The organism is Bradyrhizobium sp. LTSPM299, from assembly GCF_000938235.1.
Classification (GTDB): domain Bacteria; phylum Pseudomonadota; class Alphaproteobacteria; order Rhizobiales; family Xanthobacteraceae; genus Bradyrhizobium.
Genome location: NZ_JYMU01000031.1, coordinates 1 through 17,370 on the forward strand (window position 1 = coordinate 1; position 17,370 = coordinate 17,370).

Annotated in this window: 12 protein-coding genes and 2 pseudogenes; 8 read left to right on the forward strand and 6 right to left on the reverse strand. The window is 59.5% G+C overall.

Features of this window, described 5'->3' with window-relative positions; translation table 11 throughout:
* Nucleotides 1-604: 604 nt before the first annotated feature.
* Nucleotides 605-886: a hypothetical protein gene (locus tag UP10_RS44345; RefSeq protein WP_197086842.1), complete on the reverse strand. Its 282-nt coding sequence runs from the start codon at nucleotides 884-886 to the stop codon at nucleotides 605-607.
* Nucleotides 887-1,275: 389 nt separating this feature from the next.
* On the opposite strand from UP10_RS44345, the pseudogene UP10_RS17555 reads away from it, so the two are divergent.
* The 3 genes and pseudogenes from UP10_RS17555 to UP10_RS46690 form a co-directional block, all read left to right on the forward strand.
* A pseudogene (locus tag UP10_RS17555) lies at nucleotides 1,276-2,648 on the forward strand (putative bifunctional diguanylate cyclase/phosphodiesterase).
* Between the two features lie 421 nt (nucleotides 2,649-3,069).
* Entirely contained in the window at nucleotides 3,070-3,306 is a 237-nt protein-coding gene (locus tag UP10_RS17560; protein ID WP_044588578.1) for a DUF6894 family protein, read from the forward strand.
* A 24-nt stretch (nucleotides 3,307-3,330) separates the two neighbouring features.
* Nucleotides 3,331-3,466 (forward strand): annotated as a pseudogene (locus tag UP10_RS46690) (SOS response-associated peptidase); the annotation flags it as partial.
* Between the two features lie 13 nt (nucleotides 3,467-3,479).
* On the opposite strand, the gene UP10_RS17565 reads toward UP10_RS46690, so the two are convergent.
* Complete coding sequence (locus UP10_RS17565; RefSeq protein WP_044588579.1) at nucleotides 3,480-4,646, reverse strand: ABC transporter substrate-binding protein; 1,167 nt, start codon at nucleotides 4,644-4,646, stop codon at nucleotides 3,480-3,482.
* Between the two features lie 298 nt (nucleotides 4,647-4,944).
* On the opposite strand from UP10_RS17565, the gene UP10_RS17570 reads away from it, so the two are divergent.
* Entirely contained in the window at nucleotides 4,945-7,380 is a 2,436-nt protein-coding gene (locus UP10_RS17570; RefSeq protein ID WP_044588580.1) for an EAL domain-containing protein, read from the forward strand.
* A 1,350-nt stretch (nucleotides 7,381-8,730) separates the two neighbouring features.
* Here UP10_RS17570 and UP10_RS17575 read toward each other — a convergent pair.
* The 4 genes from UP10_RS17575 to UP10_RS17590 all read right to left on the reverse strand — a co-directional run bounded on the left by UP10_RS17575 (nucleotide 8,731) and on the right by UP10_RS17590 (nucleotide 12,852).
* A complete protein-coding gene (locus tag UP10_RS17575; protein WP_044588751.1) occupies nucleotides 8,731-9,765 on the reverse strand; it encodes an ABC transporter permease in 1,035 nt (344 codons plus the stop codon).
* A 12-nt stretch (nucleotides 9,766-9,777) separates the two neighbouring features.
* Nucleotides 9,778-11,280, reverse strand: a complete 1,503-nt coding sequence (locus UP10_RS17580) for a sugar ABC transporter ATP-binding protein (protein ID WP_044588581.1) — start codon at nucleotides 11,278-11,280, stop codon at nucleotides 9,778-9,780.
* A gap of 9 nt (nucleotides 11,281-11,289) precedes the next feature.
* A complete protein-coding gene (locus tag UP10_RS17585) occupies nucleotides 11,290-12,327 on the reverse strand; it encodes a sugar ABC transporter substrate-binding protein (protein ID WP_044588582.1) in 1,038 nt (345 codons plus the stop codon).
* A 117-nt stretch (nucleotides 12,328-12,444) separates the two neighbouring features.
* Nucleotides 12,445-12,852: a globin gene (locus UP10_RS17590; protein ID WP_044588583.1), complete on the reverse strand. Its 408-nt coding sequence runs from the start codon at nucleotides 12,850-12,852 to the stop codon at nucleotides 12,445-12,447.
* A 466-nt stretch (nucleotides 12,853-13,318) separates the two neighbouring features.
* Here UP10_RS17590 and UP10_RS17595 point away from each other — a divergent pair, with 466 nt between their 5' ends.
* The 4 genes from UP10_RS17595 (at nucleotide 13,319) to UP10_RS17610 (ending at nucleotide 17,369) form a co-directional block, all read left to right on the forward strand.
* A complete protein-coding gene (locus tag UP10_RS17595; protein WP_245321776.1) occupies nucleotides 13,319-13,693 on the forward strand; it encodes a DUF2946 domain-containing protein in 375 nt (124 codons plus the stop codon).
* 83 nt (nucleotides 13,694-13,776) lie between these two features.
* Nucleotides 13,777-16,290: a TonB-dependent receptor gene (locus UP10_RS17600; protein WP_044588585.1), complete on the forward strand. Its 2,514-nt coding sequence runs from the start codon at nucleotides 13,777-13,779 to the stop codon at nucleotides 16,288-16,290.
* Nucleotides 16,291-16,329: 39 nt separating this feature from the next.
* On the forward strand, nucleotides 16,330-16,833 hold the full coding sequence (locus UP10_RS17605) for a copper chaperone PCu(A)C (protein ID WP_044588586.1): 504 nt from the start codon (nucleotides 16,330-16,332) through the stop codon (nucleotides 16,831-16,833).
* A gap of 8 nt (nucleotides 16,834-16,841) precedes the next feature.
* Entirely contained in the window at nucleotides 16,842-17,369 is a 528-nt protein-coding gene (locus UP10_RS17610; protein ID WP_197086843.1) for a YcnI family copper-binding membrane protein, read from the forward strand.
* Nucleotide 17,370 lies beyond the last annotated feature (1 nt).

The window sequence follows — 17,370 nt, forward strand, 5'->3', positions numbered from 1 at the left end:
TTCTGATGAAATAAAACTAGCCCCGGCAACAGTTAGATTAAAGTTTTCCACAGCAATGTGGATTCCGGAATATTACCGTCCGTGGTGCTGACCCGTTCTGTGAGGCCCGGCTTCACTTCACGCTGACGAAGCCGAGGTCACTGATCCAGCAGGTGGCCCGACTTGGCGACCCGATGCTTAGCAAGTGGTATTCGTTCCGGCCGAAGAACAAACTGGTAGCCCCATTAGTATTTTATGGACTCATAAAAATTACTGATGTTTCCGGGCTGCCTTTTGGCGAGCGCGGCGCGGCGAAGATCAATCGCGACCTCGGTCCGACCGAGCGCCCTTCCTATCTCCCTTGGATGAATTTCGGCGGCCCCCATCATTAAAAGCCGCGCGTCGTCTCCGGGAGACCATCGCCTGAATCGTTGGCTTGCCAAGGATGCACCTCATCGATTGCGAGAAGCTTCGGGCGTTTCTCCAGTGGGGAACTTCTCGCCCGCACTAGGGCAGACCGGCCCCAGCGCCGGGGCTGGCGAGCACCGGGGCCGTGTGTGGGAATGCTGCTCGCGCCTAAGCAGCATCCATTTCCAGTTGATCACAGATAGCCATGCCCGGCCGGTCAATTTTGACCACCATCCCAATTTGCCAGAGCGAGTTTCCGAACAAGGACAGCACCGCTCGGGCCGAGGCCTAACGGGGTGATCAGTCCGGCTGCTCGGTGCGGATTGGCAACAACCTTGATAATCCAGCGCGTCGGGGTGCTCGACTCAACTTCCATGACCGAATGAACCAATCCCGCGACGAGCGATCCCTTTACGATCAAGGTTGCTTTTTGGCGGCGATGTTGATGATACCGATAGCGCCGCGCGAGTTTTCGATCAGATGTCTCGAACGTGTGCATATAGACCAAGCTGCACCACGCGAAACGGTTCCGCGATGACCCGCTGGGGAATACTATTCGTGAAGCTCCGACAATCAGCGCGCAACATTCGGCGGCTTAATTAACCTCCTTGGTCATCAGCTGGACCTCACCGGAACATCCGGCCGTCAGCGAAGGTTCGATACCCTATGAAATTGCCAGCTCGATGGTTGCACGCGTTCTCCGCAGATTGGAGCGACTGGCGACGGCGTGACAAAAGAGACGCCATCGTGATCCTGAGCATCGCGGTTTTCGCATTCGTTATGGGGACCGTCTACGACCTTGCCTTAGCCCTGTTTCAGTTCGGAATAGACCACGCGGACCATAAAGTCGACGACGTCATCTTCGTGATATTCGTCCTCGGTGTCGCAATGACGGCTTACGGTTTTCGTCGTTATCGAGACGTCTCCCGCGAAATCAAGGCGCGCACGCTCGCGGAACTGGACGCACACAATCTGGCCCGGCACGACCCATTGACCGGGTTGCCCAACCGTCGGTTCTCCGAGGAACAGCTCGAGGAAGTTCTCAGCACCGCCAGCGCCACGCGTCAGGTCGCTGTTCTCATGCTCGATCTCGATGGTTTCAAGGCGGTCAACGACATGCACGGCCACGCGGTGGGAGATAAAGCGCTGAGCGAATTCGCTCAACGCGTCTCAGCTATCGTTCGTGCGGACGCATTTTTCGCAAGAGTCGGAGGGGATGAGTTTACGATCATCATGCCCAAAATCGACTCCCTCGATGATCCCACAAATCTGGCGCGGCGTATCGCGGCAGCCGTCGCCGAGCCGCTCGTGATCGAGCATGTGACTGTGGAGTTCGGTGTCGGAATTGGCATCGCCATAGCTCCGAATGATGGCGTTCACGCTGACCAACTAGTCAGGCGCGCAGACCGGGCACTCTATCGCGCCAAGGCGGCCGGACGATCATCGGTTCGTTTTTTCGAGTCGGAGATGGACACGCATGTCGAGCGGCGCATTCGGATCGAGCGCGACCTCCGAAGCGCGATAACGTCCAACAGCATTGTCCCATATTATCAGCCTTTGGTGTCTCTTGAGGGTAATCGCATCATCGGGTTTGAAGCGCTGGCGCGTTGGCAAAACGGCGATTTAGGTTTCATTCCGCCCGACGTGTTTATTCCGATAGCCGAAGAAACTGGTCTTATAAATGTCCTCGGGGATCAACTTTTCCGCCGAGCCTGTCTTGATGCCAACGCATGGCCGGCAACCCTGACGCTCGCCTTCAATGTCTCGCCGGTTCAGTTGCGCGATCCGACGCTCGGACTTCGACTTCTGTCGATCCTTGGGAAAACCGGATTCAGCCCGCGGCGCTTGGAGATCGAAATCACCGAGAGCGCACTTGTTGAGAATATCGGGGTTGCGCAACCGTGGTCGATGAACTTCGTCAGGCTGGCGTGCGCATCGCGCTCGATGACTTCGGAACGGGTTACGCCACGTTGAGCCAGCTGCTTTCCTTTCACCTAGACAAGATCAAGATCGATCACAGCTTTGTGTCAAACCTCGACAAGAGCGAAGACGGGCAGGTGATCGTCCGCGCGATCCTTGGCCTCGCAAAAGGATTTGGCCTAACGACTACCGCCGAGGGCGTCGAAGACGCCGGGCAGTTGACATATCTCAAGGTCAACGGATGTTCCGAGGGACAGGGCTATCTGTTTAGCAAGGCCGTTCCTGCGGCAGACATCGCCACCCTTCTGAACGGCTTACCCTACGGCTCTGCCGCCGCCTGAATCTGATGAAAAAGGCCGCCGCCGCTGCTCCGCTAAAAGCTGCTGTGTCTGGCGCTGGGATATGAATCTCTTCGCGGGACGCCTTCCTTCATATCGAAGAAAAACTTCTGCACGCTATTGCTCGCTTTAATAGTGGCTACCTGAAAGGCTTGCCCAGGCTACGCGCTTTGGCCCGTACGACAATTATCGAACGTTTCAACACGATAGCGGCGCGCGCGGCCGATGTTCCCGCATCAATTAGCGCCGTCAAGTGTGCAACCTGCGCTGCTGACCACGTCCTGCTGCCAATTCGCACCATGTGACCCAATACCGCGCGTCCGCATTCGTTCCGAATTGAAACAAATCCTTCGCTAATCATTGAGGCGACCTCGATTTTCGGAACAATGCTGTAGGGAGGAACTTGGCAAACTGGAGGTTGCCAATGCCCCGCTACTTCTTCGATGTTGAAAACGGCCACAGGCTTTTTGATCCAACAGGCTTTGTTTGCGACGACGATATTGCCGCAGTCATCAGGGCGACGGTACTTGCCGTAGGCATATCGCTCGATAAGCCCAACGATGATCCTGAGCGCCGCATTGCCATAATCAACGACAAAGGACACAAGATTGGCAACGTGCCCCTGTATTCCAAGCCTTCAAACGGAAGCCCGGTCAAATAGGTGAACCGCTATGTCGGTGTCACCGCCTTCGCTGGCATCTGGACCGAATTCAAGGGCGGTCGGGGCACCAAATCGAAGCGGTCCGGTCCGCATTTCGTATATGGCTTTTCTGAGAACCTCGCCGATCGAGCCGATCCATCCCAAGGCCATGCCGGTGATAAGCTTAGCAAGCCTCAAAGCTTCTCTACCGCCTTAAAAGTTCCATCGCTCTGAATCACCGTGAGAAAGACCTTGCTAGGCGCGTCATGAATCTTGGGCCCGAAGGTCATGATCGTTCCACTGATGTCGAATCTTCCGACGTCATTGATAACCCTGAGCAGGTCCGCGCGTGTCGGGTTCGGTCCGGTCTCCTCCAGCGCAGAGGCGACAAGGCGTCCCGAAAGATAGCCCTCCAGAGATACAAATTCCGGCTTCATGTTTGGATCGAGGGCCTTTTCGGCGGCCTGGTAATCGGCGACGACCTTCACCGATGCATCCCATGGAAAGGGCACAACCTGCGAGACAATGACTCCCTGCCCCTCGGGGCCGAGCTCGTTCGCCAGCGCGTTGGCGCCGACGAAGGAGATATTGACGAAGATGGGATAAAAGCCGCTCTTGTGCGCAAGCTTGATGAATTCGGCGCACGGCCCGTATGTGCCGACCATGACCACCGCTTCCGGTTCGGCGCGCCTGAGCGTGCGCAGTGCTGAACCAACTGATTTGGTATTGCGCTCGAAGGTCCCTTCGGCCGTCAATTCCATGCTACGTTGTTCCAGCGCAAGCTTGACGCCGGCCAGACCATCGCGGCCGTAAGAATCATCCTGATAGAAGATCGCAATGTTCCTGACATGAAGGTCCTCGGTCAGGTGCTTAATCCACGCCTCGGCCTCGGCGCCATAACTGGCGCGAATATTGACAACGTTGTGGAGGTCCGGCGCACGGAGGAATCCAGCCCCGGTGAACGGACCGATGAATGGCACATTCTTAGCTTTTGCAATCGGAACGGTCACGGTCGTTGTTGGCGTACCAACGGCGCCAATCAACGCAAAAACCCTGTCCTCCTCGATCAACTTGACGGTCTGAACGACCGAGCGATCGGGATCGTAACCATCGTCGCGGCTTATCAGCACAAGTTTGCGGCCGTGTACGCCACCCTTCGCATTGATCTCGGCGAAGGCGGCGAGAATACCTTGCCGCATACCCTGACCGAGCGCCGACGAGGGACCGTCGAGCGCGGCAGCCTGACCGAACAGAATGGTGTCGGAGCTGACGCCGACCTCATTGGCCCGAGCATGAGGCGGATTCGCTACCGCGAGCAAGATCGAAAGGCCGGTAAAGATCGTGGTTTGTAATCGTTGCATGATATCATTTCTGCGGGATCGACAAGTCGTCCACTAGCGCCGCACGCTATCCCCACGCGATGAAGAGCCCGCTAATCTTTCCCGGTTTTGTCAGATGCTGCTTTAGAACCGCGTGCCCTCACGTGGTGCCACGTAGATTGCATTCTATCTATCTTGAGAATCGTTAACTAAGGGGATCCAAATCAGGCAACATTGGCCCTAATATTCTAAGTTTTTTAACCTAGACCTACGTCCGATCATTCGTTGACAGCGCAAAAGCTGGTCGATGGACGTTGTACGAGTCGAACGAAGGACGAAGATGAGCGATCGAAACCCGGGCGGTAATCGCCAGGGAGACATGATCGAGCGGCGGCGAATCTCTGTATTGAGGTCAGGGCTTAACCGGCCAGCGCTGGTTGCGGCAGGCATCGGCCTTTTGCTGTCACTGGTCGCTGCCTACGCGGTCGGACGTTGGGAGCAGAGCGTCACCAGGGTCGAGTTCGAGGGTGTCGCCGCGACCGAACTAATCGAAATGCAGAACGGGATCAACGAATATCTGAGTCGGTTGATCACGCTGCGCACCCTGTTCGAATCGGCCAACGAGGACGTTACCCGCAGCGAGTTCGAGGTTTTCGGCGGCCGCCTATTTGAGGATCATCCGGGACTCCTTCGCGTCGGCTGGCTGCCGAGGGTCAACCGGAAGGAGCGTTCCGACTACGAAGTCGCCGCGGTTAACGATGGCATCGCCGGCTATCAGATCAAATCCCTCGCGGCCGACGGCCGCCTTTCACCGGCGCCACAGAGTGACGAATATTTTCCGGTCTTCTTTTCCACCGAAGCGAAAACCTCGATGGTTTATGGACTGGACTATTCAACCGACCCGGTGCGGTGGGCCACGCTGGAGCGTGCGCGCGATAACGACGCGGTCGCGGTGCAGCCCACCAAGCTCTTTTACGATCTGAAAGGTGGCACCCACGGCGTGCTGGTCAGCGTGCCGGTTTATGTGAAGGGAACGTCGCGTACCACGGTCGCGGATCGGCGCCGCAATTTGGCCGGCTACGTCGTCGGGATATTCGATCTCGCGCAACTGCTGCAATCGATCCGGACGGCGACGGCGGCATCTTCGCCCATCGCGATTAATGCCTACGCACCCGATCAGGGCCAAAGCGCGGGAATGGAACATGGCTCCGTTCCCGATTATTCATCGGCGCCCCAAATGTCGGAGTCGTTACAAGCCTTTGCGACGGGGCCGCGCTGGTCGGGCACGCTAAAAATCGGCGATGCCAACTGGCAAGTGCAAGCCATTCCCGCTGAGGGTGGCCGACTGACCAGCCGATACGACCGTGCATTGACAGTGCTCACGGCCGCAATTGTCATAACTGCATTCCTCGCCGTTTACCTCGGTCTCGCAAGCCGCAACTCGCGCCAGCTCGCACTGGCGAACCAGCGTGTTTTGGAGCTTGCGCAGACCGACGTTCTGACCGGGCTTCCGAACCGGGCGTTCTTTCTGGAACAACTGAAAGATGCCGGATCGCAAGATCGACCGAACAGGGGAATTTTTTCAATTCTCATGCTCGATCTCGATCGATTCAAAAACGTCAACGATTCGCTTGGTCATGCCGCCGGTGACGCGCTGCTCCGGCAAGTGGCGCTTCGTTTGAATTCCTCGCTATGCGGCACCGATGTGTTGGCGCGGCTCGGAGGCGACGAATTCGCAATCATCCAGTCGGGATGCGACGATCAGCGGGCCGGTTCGATCGATTTGGCGACTCGAATTTCAAAACTCATCGCCGAGCCATTCCAGCTGCCGGGCCATCAAGTGGAAATCGGTACAAGTATCGGGATTGCGATGGCGCCGGAGCATGGTAGCGATAAGGAACAGCTGCTAAAAAAGGCCGACCTTGCGCTGTATCGATCGAAATCGGCGGGCCGGAACTGCTTCACCGTCTACGATCAAGCAATGTCTGCGGAGCTTGAGGCTCGAAACACGCTAGAAGGCGACTTGCGAGATGCAATCGCACGTTGTCAGTTCGAATTGCATTATCAACCGTTCTTTGACGTCCAGACCGGCTACCGGCGGGGTCTGGAAGCTCTTGTCCGCTGGCGCCATCCGACCAGAGGGCTGATACCGCCGGATCAGTTCATTCCCCTCGCTGAGGAGACCGGGCTCATTGTCCCGCTTGGTGAATGGGTCATCGGGCAGGCGTGCAACGACGCGACATCCTGGAGTCCAGACACCAAGGTTGCGGTGAACCTGTCGCCTGTCCAGTTCAAGCAGGCCGAACTGTTCAATATGATCGAGTCTGCGTTGCGGAATTCCGGTTTGCCGCCGGAGCAGCTGGAAATCGAGCTCACCGAATCCGTCCTGCTGGAAAAAGCGGCGGATAATCTTGCCTTTATGAAGAGACTCAAGGGCATCGGGGTTTCGCTGGCTCTTGACGACTTCGGGACCGGGTATTCTTCCCTGAGCTGCCTGACAACGTTCCCGTTCGACAAGATCAAGATCGATAAGTCCTTCATTGGCAATTTGTCGAAGCGTCACAAAAGCTCGGCGATTATATCGTCGATCGTGACACTCGCGCTCGGCCTCGACATGTCGGTCACCGCCGAAGGCGTGGAAACCCTCGAGCAGTTCGAGAGATTGAGAGTGCTCGGGGTGAACTTCGCGCAAGGCTACTTGCTCGGGCGCCCGGTACCGATCGGCGAACTCAAGAATCAGTCTCTGTCTTATCGTTCGCGATTGGATGCGGCCTAGTTCGAGCAATCGGGCATAGTCTGTGGCTCGATGCTGTCGAATGACACTTCCCATGGAGAGATCACGGATCAGCATCTTGTATAGATCAGCCTCAGCAGAATCTTCACGCACGTGTGCCTTCTTGAGATTTCGCCAAATTTGACCACGCGTGACGCCAGGAGAGCGATATATTTCGCCGATGACCTCAAAATGAAAATCTGAGTAGAGATTGATCCAATCGATGAACAGACGGACGACATCATCTGATGCCGTCTGGGCAGACGCAGCATTTGCGAGGATGTTGCGCAATCGCTGGCGCTTGTATTCGGTGTCAATCGACGACCAGTTTCGAAAAGCCTTTTTGAGCAGAGCTTGATATTCCGGGGACTCCACCCGCTGCTTGACTTTTTCTTCGTGCATGTCGATGCGGGCTACGACTTCGGCAATGGTCTTTCCCTTCTCGCGGAGTTCATCCTCAAGCATTTGAAGCCATTGGCGTAGAAGATTGGTGACCTCTTCCTGCTCTTTCTCTGACCAATAGCCTGCACCAGCAGACAAGAGACCACCCACGAACGGTACGGCTCCGCCTAGGGCGTTGATCATCGGCCGGGCAGCCTGCTTTCGGTCGTCAGACGACAGCGCGTCTTTATCAATTTTTCCAGTATCCACCGGTCGCTCCTTGATTCGCGTAATACGATTAGGATGCGCAGCCTCGCGTTGAGAGCGAGCCTCTATCCGGCTTATGCACGATTCACACAACGACCTGTGAGAATCCTTCGAATTTCTTCGTTGAGAGGATCGACGTCCGCTTTCAGGCCATCAACTGTCTAGGGTCTATTCGGGCCTGCATGATCTAGGCGGGCCTCCCTCTTTTCGAATAAACCTCATAATAGATTGATTCTTATGTGGTGTTTGCGATTTATGGCGGTTGAAAAAAGACTGTACATCAAGTCGTGTGGACCTGACGCCCCCAGTGGTCGGTGTCCTCTCGCAAGACGCGCAAGCGTTTTGTGAGGGCGGTGACAACAAAGCCCGGTCTCGCCGTGGAGAGCACGTATAAGCCGTAAAGCCATCGCGCAGGGAATGTCGGAGTGCCTCCGCTGAACCTGTATGCTCGTGTGCGCTTCTCTTTCTATCCATTGCACACGAGACCGCGGGTGCAGCGTGCACCCGACATTCCCTGCGCCCTTGTTTGGAGAGGGCGGAACGAAGAGCAAAGCTCGGGCAGATCATGCCGCGAGAGCGCGGAAGTATGACTCACAGACCGCGCAACAAATTCGCTGTCGTCCCGGGCTCGTGCGCAATTGCGCACTAGGCCGGGACGACGGATGGAGGGAGCCGGGCGCCCAACCCATCCCCGTCATCCCGCGGTCAATCCGCCGTCCGCTCCCGCAGTCTCTGCGCGTAGACGTTGATGATCAGCGCCGCGAGCAGGATGACGCCGCGGATCAGGATCTTCAGGAAGCTGTCGATGTTGACATGGTCGAGGCCGTTGTTGAGCACGCCGAGCACGAACAGGCCGACGATGGTGTTGCCGATGCCGCCGCGGCCGCCGAACAGGCTGGTGCCGCCGACCACCACGGCCGCGATCGAATCCAGCAGATAAGTGTCGAACTCGTTCTGCTGCGCGCTGCCGAAATGGGCGACGCCGAGCATGCCGCCGATCCCGGAGCAGACCGCCGAGATCACCATGACGCTGCCGAGGATCAGCTTGACGTTGAGGCCGGAAAATTCCGCGGCTTCGCGATTGCCGCCGACCATGTAGACGTAGCGGCCGAACCGCGTGTAGGTCAGCACCAGATGGCCGCCGAGCAGCATCACCGCGGCCACGATCACGATCCAGGGGATGCCGCCGATCGAGCCGGAGCCGAGCGTCGTGATCAGCGGCGGTATCTTGTAGGCGATCTGGCCGCGGACCAGCAGCGCGGAGACGCCGGCTGCGATCTGCATCATGGCGAGCGTCATGATGAAGGAGGGGATGCCGATCATGGTCAGCCCCAGCGCATTGACGAGGCCGAGCAACGCACACAGCGCCAGCGCCATCAGGATCGCGGCCGAGCCGGGCATCGGGAGGTTGGCGATGTTGACGTAGGAGTCCTGCAGCGTGAAAAACGCCACCGCGATGCCGGTGACGTTGGCGATGCTGGCGATCGACAGGTCGATTTCGGCGCACAGGATCACGAAGGTGAGGCCGACGGCGATGACGCCGGTGACCGACACCTGCGTCAGGATGTTGCCGAGATTGTCGAGCGTGGCAAACGAGGGACTCGATATGGCGAAGAAGGCGCTGAGAAAGATCAGCGTCAGGAACGGTGCGATGTTGCGCATCTGCGAGCGCACGAAGCTGCCGAGCCCGCGCGGCCGCTTGTGATCCACCGGCGTCGTCGCGCTGTCACTGCTTGCCATCATTCGACTCCATCAAGCGGCTTCCAGCAGACGGTCTTTACTCACCGCCTCGCCCACGAATTCACGCACCACCGCGCCGCGCTTCAGCACCAGGATCCGGTCGGCCAGCGACAGCACCGTCTCCGGCTCCGTCGACAGCACGATGATCGCCAGTCCCTTGGCGCGGAGATCGCGGACGATGTTGATCACGTCGTTCTTGGCGCCGACATCCATGCCGCGGGTCGGCTCGCACAGCACCAGCAGCCGCGGCGGGTAGGTCAGCCACTTCGCCAGCGCCACCTTCTGCTGGTTGCCGCCGGAGAGCATGCCGAGGTCGAGGCCGACGACCGGTGGCCTGATCTGCAACTGCTCGACCTGCCGCATCGCAATCTCGCGCTCTCGTGCGGGCTTGAGCAGCAGGGTGGAGATCCGATCGAGGATGCTGATCGAGATGTTCTTGTAGACCGGTTCCTGGTGAAACAGCATCGCGCGCCGGCTTTCCGGCACCAGCGCGACGCCGGCACGCCGCGCGTCGGCGGTGCTGCGGAATCGCTTCGCGGAGCCGTCGACCGCGAGCGTTCCGCCATCCGGCTTCAGCTTGCCGAACAGGATGCGCGACAGCTCCAACTGGCCGCAGCCCATGAAGCCGTAGATTCCGAGCACCTCTCCGGCGCGGGCCTCGAACGAGACGTCCTGCAGGTTGCGGCCGAGCGAGAGCTGGTCGGCCTTCAGCACCACCGAGGCGTCGCTGGATTGCTGCAGCATGCGGTCTTCGGTGTAGCTGTGCTCCAGCGCTTCGCCGCCGCGGCCGATCATGGCTTCGATCAGGGCGACCTTGGTGGTGTCGGCGGCTGCGGTTTCCGCGACCTTCCGCCCGTTGCGGAACACGGTCACCGTGTCGGAGACACGCAGGATGTCTTCGATGAAATGCGAGATGAAGACGATGCTGGTGCCTTCTTCGCGCAGCTTGCGCAGCGTCGCGAACAGGCGCTCCACCTCGGGCGGGGAGAGGGCGGAGGTCGGCTCGTCCAGGATGATGATGCGCGCACCCGAGAACAGCACGCGGGCGATCTCGATCAGCTGCTGCAGGCCGATCGGCAGGTCGCCGAGCCTTGTCATCGGATCGACGTCGATGCCAAACCGAGACAGCTGCTCGCGGGCCTCGCGCGCCATCCGCCGCCATTGCACCAGGCCGAGGCGGTTGGTCGGCTGGTTGCCGAGGAAGACGTTCTCGGCGACGGTGAGGTCAGGGGCGACGCTGAGCTCCTGATGCACCATGCCGATGCCGGCCGCATGCGCATCGCGGGTCGAGCGGAAGCGGGTCTCCTTGCCGTCCAGCATGAAACGGCCGGAGAATTCCGGATGCACGCCGGCGATGATCTTCATCAGCGTGCTTTTTCCCGCGCCGTTCTCGCCGACGAGACCATGGATCTCGCCGGCGTGAAGCGCAAAGTCGACCCCACGAAGGGCTTCGACACCGCCGAAGGCCTTCGTGATCTGGTTCAACTCGAGGATCGGAGAGCGTCCCTGCGACATGCGGGGAGCTCAGATCAGGAAGTGATCCTCCATCCATTGCATGCCGGCGGCATTGGCCTTGGTCACGACGGGACCGTCGGTCACGACGCTCTTCGGGATGCCGGCACCGCTCTTCTCGCCACCGACCACGGCGGCAACGCCTGCCACGATCGCGCCGCCATGGATGCGACACGACGGATTGCGGACGGTCGCGAACATGCGGCCTTCGCTGACAGCCTGGATCGCCGGCGGCATGGCGTCGACGCCGCCGATCAGGATGTTGGTACGGTTATGCGCCTTCATGATGTTGGCGGCGGCCAGCGCCATGTCGTCATTGTGGAAGAACGCCGCGTCGATCTGCGGGTATTTCGTCAGATAGGTTTCCCAGAGCCGGGCGGTCTTGGAGACATCCCAGTCGCCGGGCTGGGTGTCGAGCACCTCGATGTTCGGGAACTGCTTGATGACCGTGTTGAAGCCCTTGGCGCGGCCCTGCGCGCCGGTGTGGCCGAGCGCACCCTGGGTCATGATGACCTTGCCCTTGCCGCCGATCGCGTTGCAGAGCGCCTGGGTCACCGAGGCGCCCATGAACTCGTTGTCGGGCGCGAGGAACGAGTGGACGTTGATCTGGTCGAGCGGCGCGATCAACGTGTCCATGTCGATCACGGGCGTGCCGGCGTCGATCATCTTCTGCACGGGCTGGGTGAGGGTGCCGATGCCGAAAGCCTGGATCGCGACGAAATCCCATTTCTGCGACGCCATATTATCGATCGCGGCGCGCTGCTTGACGGCGTCAAGCTGGCCGTCGAACCAGGTCACTTCGACGTTGAACAGCTTGCCCCAGAACTCGGCGGCCTGCTTGCCTTGCGCGCACCACGTCGCCTGCAGTCCGGCGTTGGAGAATGCGGCCTTCAGCGGCTTTTCCGAGCGGCCCATTTCGGCTGCGAGCGCGGGGTTCACGCTCATTCCGCCGAACAGCGCTGCCGCCGCTCCGCCGGCTGCAGCCATTTGCAGAAGATCGCGCCTTGTCGTCGGAAACCTAGTCGTCGGAGACTTGTCTATCCCTGGCATTGTTGCTTGCTCCCTCTTCATTTTTCTGACCGTCGGCGTCAGTTGCACGCGCCGCGGATAAAGCGAGTGTGTCACAATCGAAACGGCTGCGCTACGGCCTCGCGACCGCAGATATTTCTACTCGGCGTGATGCGCGACGACGGCCGCGATGTCGCGCAGCAACTTGTGCCACGCAGCATCGATCTCGTCAGACCATTGCTCGCCGAGAATTTCGCGCAGCGTGTCCGCAATCACAGCAAAGAACGCGACGAACAATTCGCGTGGCGTGCCGTAGGCGTCGTGCGACGACACCTCGCAATCGATCAGTCGAAAATGGCCGGTGCGGTCGCCGGCGAAATCGAGGATGGCTTCGATCGTCAGCGACAGCATCGAGCCTTTCACAGGCTCGCTGCCTTCGGTGCGAAACATCGCCTGGGCTTCGGGATGTCTGTGAAACAGGCGGCGATAAACAAGCGGCGTCAAATCATCGCAGCGTTCAGCTGCAAGTTCGAAGCTCTGCTCGATCGGATTGGATGATGACGTCATTGCAAGTTGCGATCGTCAGACAAAAAAAGAGCAGGGCTCCGAGCCCTGCTCCAAAAATTGTGTCGACCCTATTTGCCCCAAAAGATTCGATTGATCTTGATTGATGGGGTGACGCTGCTTGTGCGCGTCGGGCTCCTCCCGAGACTTGGACCACCAGGACTCACCTTGCGGCTGGCCTGAGCCCGAATTGGTAGACTATCTTTTTTCGTTTGTCATCATTTTCGGCAACGATTGTTCAAATTTCGAGCAATTTGCGAAATGATTGGGATATTGCCACCATCGGTTGCAAGGTCAGTTTGAAAACCCGTGGTGGGGTAAGGGGATACGGACGAGATTCGCTGCTCCGTGGGGCAGGACGCGCAAACGCGCCACAGTCGGCAATTTTCGTTGCCGGGAAGAAGCAGGGCAGTGGCATGATCTCGACTCCTGATGCTCAGGATGATTAGTTCCGTTACGGATGGGTCTTATGATGCGCCGGCGGCTGAAGAATTTCCTGCCCATAGTCCTGGTTGCCCTGTTGGTGCAGATTTTTGCACCGATCGGGGCGTGCTGGGCGGCGAGCCTTGCCGCCTCCGATCCGCTGGCGGCCGCCACCATCTGCCATGGCAATGCGAGCCCACAAAATGGGCAGGGCGACCAGACCGGGCATCGCGCCCATGACGGCTGTTGCTCGGTCTGTAGCGTACTTCACACCGGGGCGCCGATCGACGCCCCTGACATCGCGGCCGTCGCCGTTGAACGCGTGGCCAGCCACGTCGCGTGGCTCAATTTCGCCTCCGAGTTCGACCGCTTCCGCGCCGGCTCGCATGCCCAGGCCCGCGCGCCACCATTTTCCTCCTGACGAAATTCTCGGGACCGGAGCGTCTTTCGCGCCGGTCAGTGCATTGAGCCTGCCGGTCGCAGAGCCGGCGTCAGGACATTTCCATGTTTCGCTATCATGCCCTCGGTGGCGTGAGCGTAGTTGCCATCCAGGCGGCGCTGCTCGCGCCTGCCGAGATCGCCTACGCGCAGAGTGGTGAGCAAAAGGTGCTGCCACCCGTCACCGTCGAATCACCGCATCAGCCGAAGCCGGCCGCGCGCAAACCTGCCAATCGGACTGCCGCCAGCCGGCAGCAGACGACCCCCGTTGCCGCGGCCGAGCAGAAGCGCCCGGTCGTGGTCGTCGAAACCGACGGCGCCGGCGCCAATGCCTCGCTGGGGACGCCGCCCGCGGTGGCGCGGTTCCAACTGCCGCAGCGGTCGTTCAGCGTCACGTCGAAGCAGATCGACGAGACCATCAACCTCAAGGACCCCGAGGACGCGGTGAAGTACATGCCGAGCCTGTTCGTGCGCAAGCGCAACGACGGCGACAATCAGGCGGTGCTGGCGACGCGGAGCTGGGGCCTCAATTCGAGCGCACGTACGCTGATCTATTACGACGATCTGCTGATCTCGGCCTTGATCGGCAACAACAACTCGGGCGCCTCGCCGAAATGGAACCTGATCTCGCCGGAGGCGATCGGCCGGATCGATTTCCTCAACGGCCCGTTCGCCGCCGCCTATCCCGGCAACTCGATCGGCGGCGTGCTGCTGATCACGTCGAAAATGCCCGACAAGCCGTTCGCCGTGGCCAAGGAGACGGTCTCGGTGATGCCGTGGAATCAATACGGCACCAAGGACACCTATGTGACCAGCCAGACCAGCGCGGCGGCTGGCGACCGCAAAGGCCCGCTGTCATGGCTCGTTACTGCGAACCATCTCGATAGCTACCAGCAGCCACTGACCTATACGACGTTTGGTACGGTTCTTGGCGTTGGCCCTGCAAACACGACAGGGACGATTGCAGCGCAGAACAAGACCGGAGGTGTCGCGAACGTCATCGGCACCGGTGCGTTGGCTCATTCGGTGCAGGACTCCGCAAATCTGAGGTTCGCCTACGATGTCTCGCCGCTGGTGCAGGCGACGTATTCGATGGGGATCTGGAACAATCACCAGACGTCCGACCCGCAGACCTATCTGACCTCTACGCCGAATGGTCAGCCGACATTCGGCGGCCAAAGCGGGTTTGCGAGCAACAAGTACGTCTGGGATCAGACCCATCTGAGCAATGCGGCGTCACTGAAAAGCGATACCAAGGGCTCGTTCGATTTCGATCTCTCAGCATCGACCTATAATTACCTGCAGGACACGCTGCTCAACCCGTATACCGTTACCTCAAGCGGCGTCGGCTATTCCCAGAATGGCAAGATCACGCGTATGGACGGCACCAACTGGCAGAACGCCGATGCCAAGGGCATCTGGCGTCCATTCGGCATCGATGGTTCGCAGGAAATCAGCTTCGGTGTCCATGGCGACCGCTACCGCCTGGAAAATCCGGTGTATGCGTCATCGGTCTGGTATGCGACGTCATCAACCGGTACCGGACAACTCTACTCGACCGGCGTTGGCGAAACCCGCACCGGCGCGCTGTGGGTGCAGGACGCCTGGAAAATTACGCCGAGCCTGAAGCTGACGCTGGGCGGGCGGTTTGAATCCTGGCAGGCGCTGGACGGATTCAATCTTGTTACCAACGTCACGTCGGGAGGCACCACAGGCACGCCGATACCCATGGTGACCGCGACTCCTCAAATTCAGCCGGGGTTGAACTCGACCAATTTCTCTCCCAAGGCATCGCTCTCGTTCGATCCCAACAAGGACTGGAACGTCACGGCCAATTTCGGCGAAGCCTATCGTTATCCGACCGTCACCGAGCTGTATCAGAACATAACGGTCAACGGCGTCTCGACATTTGCCAACCCGTTCCTCACGCCCGAGCAGGATTTCACGGGAGAGCTGAACATCGAGCGCAAGTGGAGTGACGGCCGTGTCAGGCTGACCCTGTTCAAGGAGCACACCAACAACGCGATCATTTCCCAGACCAACACTGTGACCGATCCCAAGACCGGGATGCAGACCACGGCAACGACCATCAGCAACGTGGGTGCCATCCGCATGCAGGGTGTCGAATTGTCGGCCGAAAAGGACAACATCCTGATTAGTGGCCTTCAATTGTTTGGCAGCGTGACATACGTCGACTCTCGAATACTGTCGGACCCGACTTGGTCGGGAAAGGATCCGCTGACACTGCTGCCGACCACCGCGACCGGCAAGCGCGTACCCTATGTTCCGGACTGGCGCGCCAAGGTCGGAGTCACCTATCGGCCAAACGAAAGCTGGGCGTATACCGTCGCGGCGCGTTACAGCGGCAAGCAGTACTCGACACTCGACAACACCGATATCATCTCCCATGTCTACGGCGCATTCGACAACTACTTCGTCGTGGACATGAAGATCCACTACAACGCGACGCAGAATTTCGCGTTCGATTTCGGCATCGATAACATCTTCAACGAGCAGTACTTCCTGTTCCACCCGTTCCCGGGCCGGACTTTCGTTCTGGCCGGGAAATACACGTTCTGAGCTGGCGAGCTGTCGGCAACAACAAAAGGAGCTTCAATCATGAAAAGAACACTGGCTGGACTTGCCGCGATCTTCGCCCTCGTCATGGTCGCGCCGGCGTCCGCAGAGGACGTCAAGGCTGGCGATCTCGTGATCTCGCAGACCTGGACGCGCGCCACGCCGAACGGCGCGAAGATCGGAGGCGGCTACCTCACGATCGAGAACAAGGGCTCGACGCCGGACCGGCTGGTCGGCGGCTCCGGCAACGTCGCCGGCAAGATCGAGGTCCACGAGATGGCGATGGACAATGGCGTGATGAAGATGCGTCCGCTCGACAAGGGCCTGACCATCGAGCCCGGCAAGACGGTGAAGCTCGCGCCCGGCGGCTATCATCTGATGATGTTCGACCTGAAGGCGCAGCTGAAGCAGGGTGACAAGGTGCCGGTCACGCTTGAATTCGAGAAGGCCGGCAAGGTCACGGTGTCGCTGGATGTGCAGGGTGTCGGCGCGCAGGCGCCGGGCGGCGATGACCATTCCGGCCACATGGACATGAAGAAGATGTGAGGGTGACCATGAAAACGCATACATTTTTCGTCGCCGCCGGCATGGCGCTCGCCATGTCACCGGCGATGGCGCATATCACGCTCGAAGGAAAACAGGCGACGGTCGGTTCGTCCTACAAGGCCGTGTTTGCCGTGCCGCATGGCTGCGCAGGCTCCGCGACGATCAAGATCCGCGTTCAGATTCCGGAAGGCGTGATCGGGGTGAAGCCGATGCCGAAGGTCGGCTGGAACGTCGACACGGTGACGGGCAAGTACGCCACTGAATATGACAATCACGGTGCCAGGATTGCCGAAGGTGTGACGGAGGTGACGTGGAGTGGCGGCAAGCTCGCGGACAAGAACTACGATGAGTTTGTGATGCAGACGTTCCTCACCGACACGCTGAAGCCGAACACCACACTGTACTTCCCCGTCGTCCAGGAATGCGAGCAGGGCGTCAGCCGCTGGATCGACATTCCGGCCGAGGGGCAGGGTGGCGGCCACGACCGTGGTAACAAAACGCCGGCACCCGGCGTCAAGCTGCTGCCGAAGTCCTGAC

Bases quoted from the DNA above. Each gene is read 5' to 3' on its own strand.
- UP10_RS44345 (WP_197086842.1), bottom strand. From the start codon at position 886: ATGCACACGTTCGAGACATCTGATCGAAAACTCGCGCGGCGCTATCGG.
- UP10_RS17585 (WP_044588582.1), bottom strand. From the start codon at position 12,327: ATGCCAGGGATAGACAAGTCTCCGACGACTAGGTTTCCGACGACAAGG.
- UP10_RS17580 (WP_044588581.1), bottom strand. From the start codon at position 11,280: ATGTCGCAGGGACGCTCTCCGATCCTCGAGTTGAACCAGATCACGAAG.
- UP10_RS17595 (WP_245321776.1), top strand. From the start codon at position 13,319: ATGATGCGCCGGCGGCTGAAGAATTTCCTGCCCATAGTCCTGGTTGCC.
- UP10_RS17565 (WP_044588579.1), bottom strand. From the start codon at position 4,646: ATGCAACGATTACAAACCACGATCTTTACCGGCCTTTCGATCTTGCTC.
- UP10_RS17610 (WP_197086843.1), top strand. From the start codon at position 16,842: ATGAAAACGCATACATTTTTCGTCGCCGCCGGCATGGCGCTCGCCATG.
- UP10_RS17560 (WP_044588578.1), top strand. From the start codon at position 3,070: ATGCCCCGCTACTTCTTCGATGTTGAAAACGGCCACAGGCTTTTTGAT.
- UP10_RS17605 (WP_044588586.1), top strand. From the start codon at position 16,330: ATGAAAAGAACACTGGCTGGACTTGCCGCGATCTTCGCCCTCGTCATG.
- UP10_RS17570 (WP_044588580.1), top strand. From the start codon at position 4,945: ATGAGCGATCGAAACCCGGGCGGTAATCGCCAGGGAGACATGATCGAG.
- UP10_RS17590 (WP_044588583.1), bottom strand. From the start codon at position 12,852: ATGACGTCATCATCCAATCCGATCGAGCAGAGCTTCGAACTTGCAGCT.
- UP10_RS17600 (WP_044588585.1), top strand. From the start codon at position 13,777: ATGTTTCGCTATCATGCCCTCGGTGGCGTGAGCGTAGTTGCCATCCAG.
- UP10_RS17575 (WP_044588751.1), bottom strand. From the start codon at position 9,765: ATGGCAAGCAGTGACAGCGCGACGACGCCGGTGGATCACAAGCGGCCG.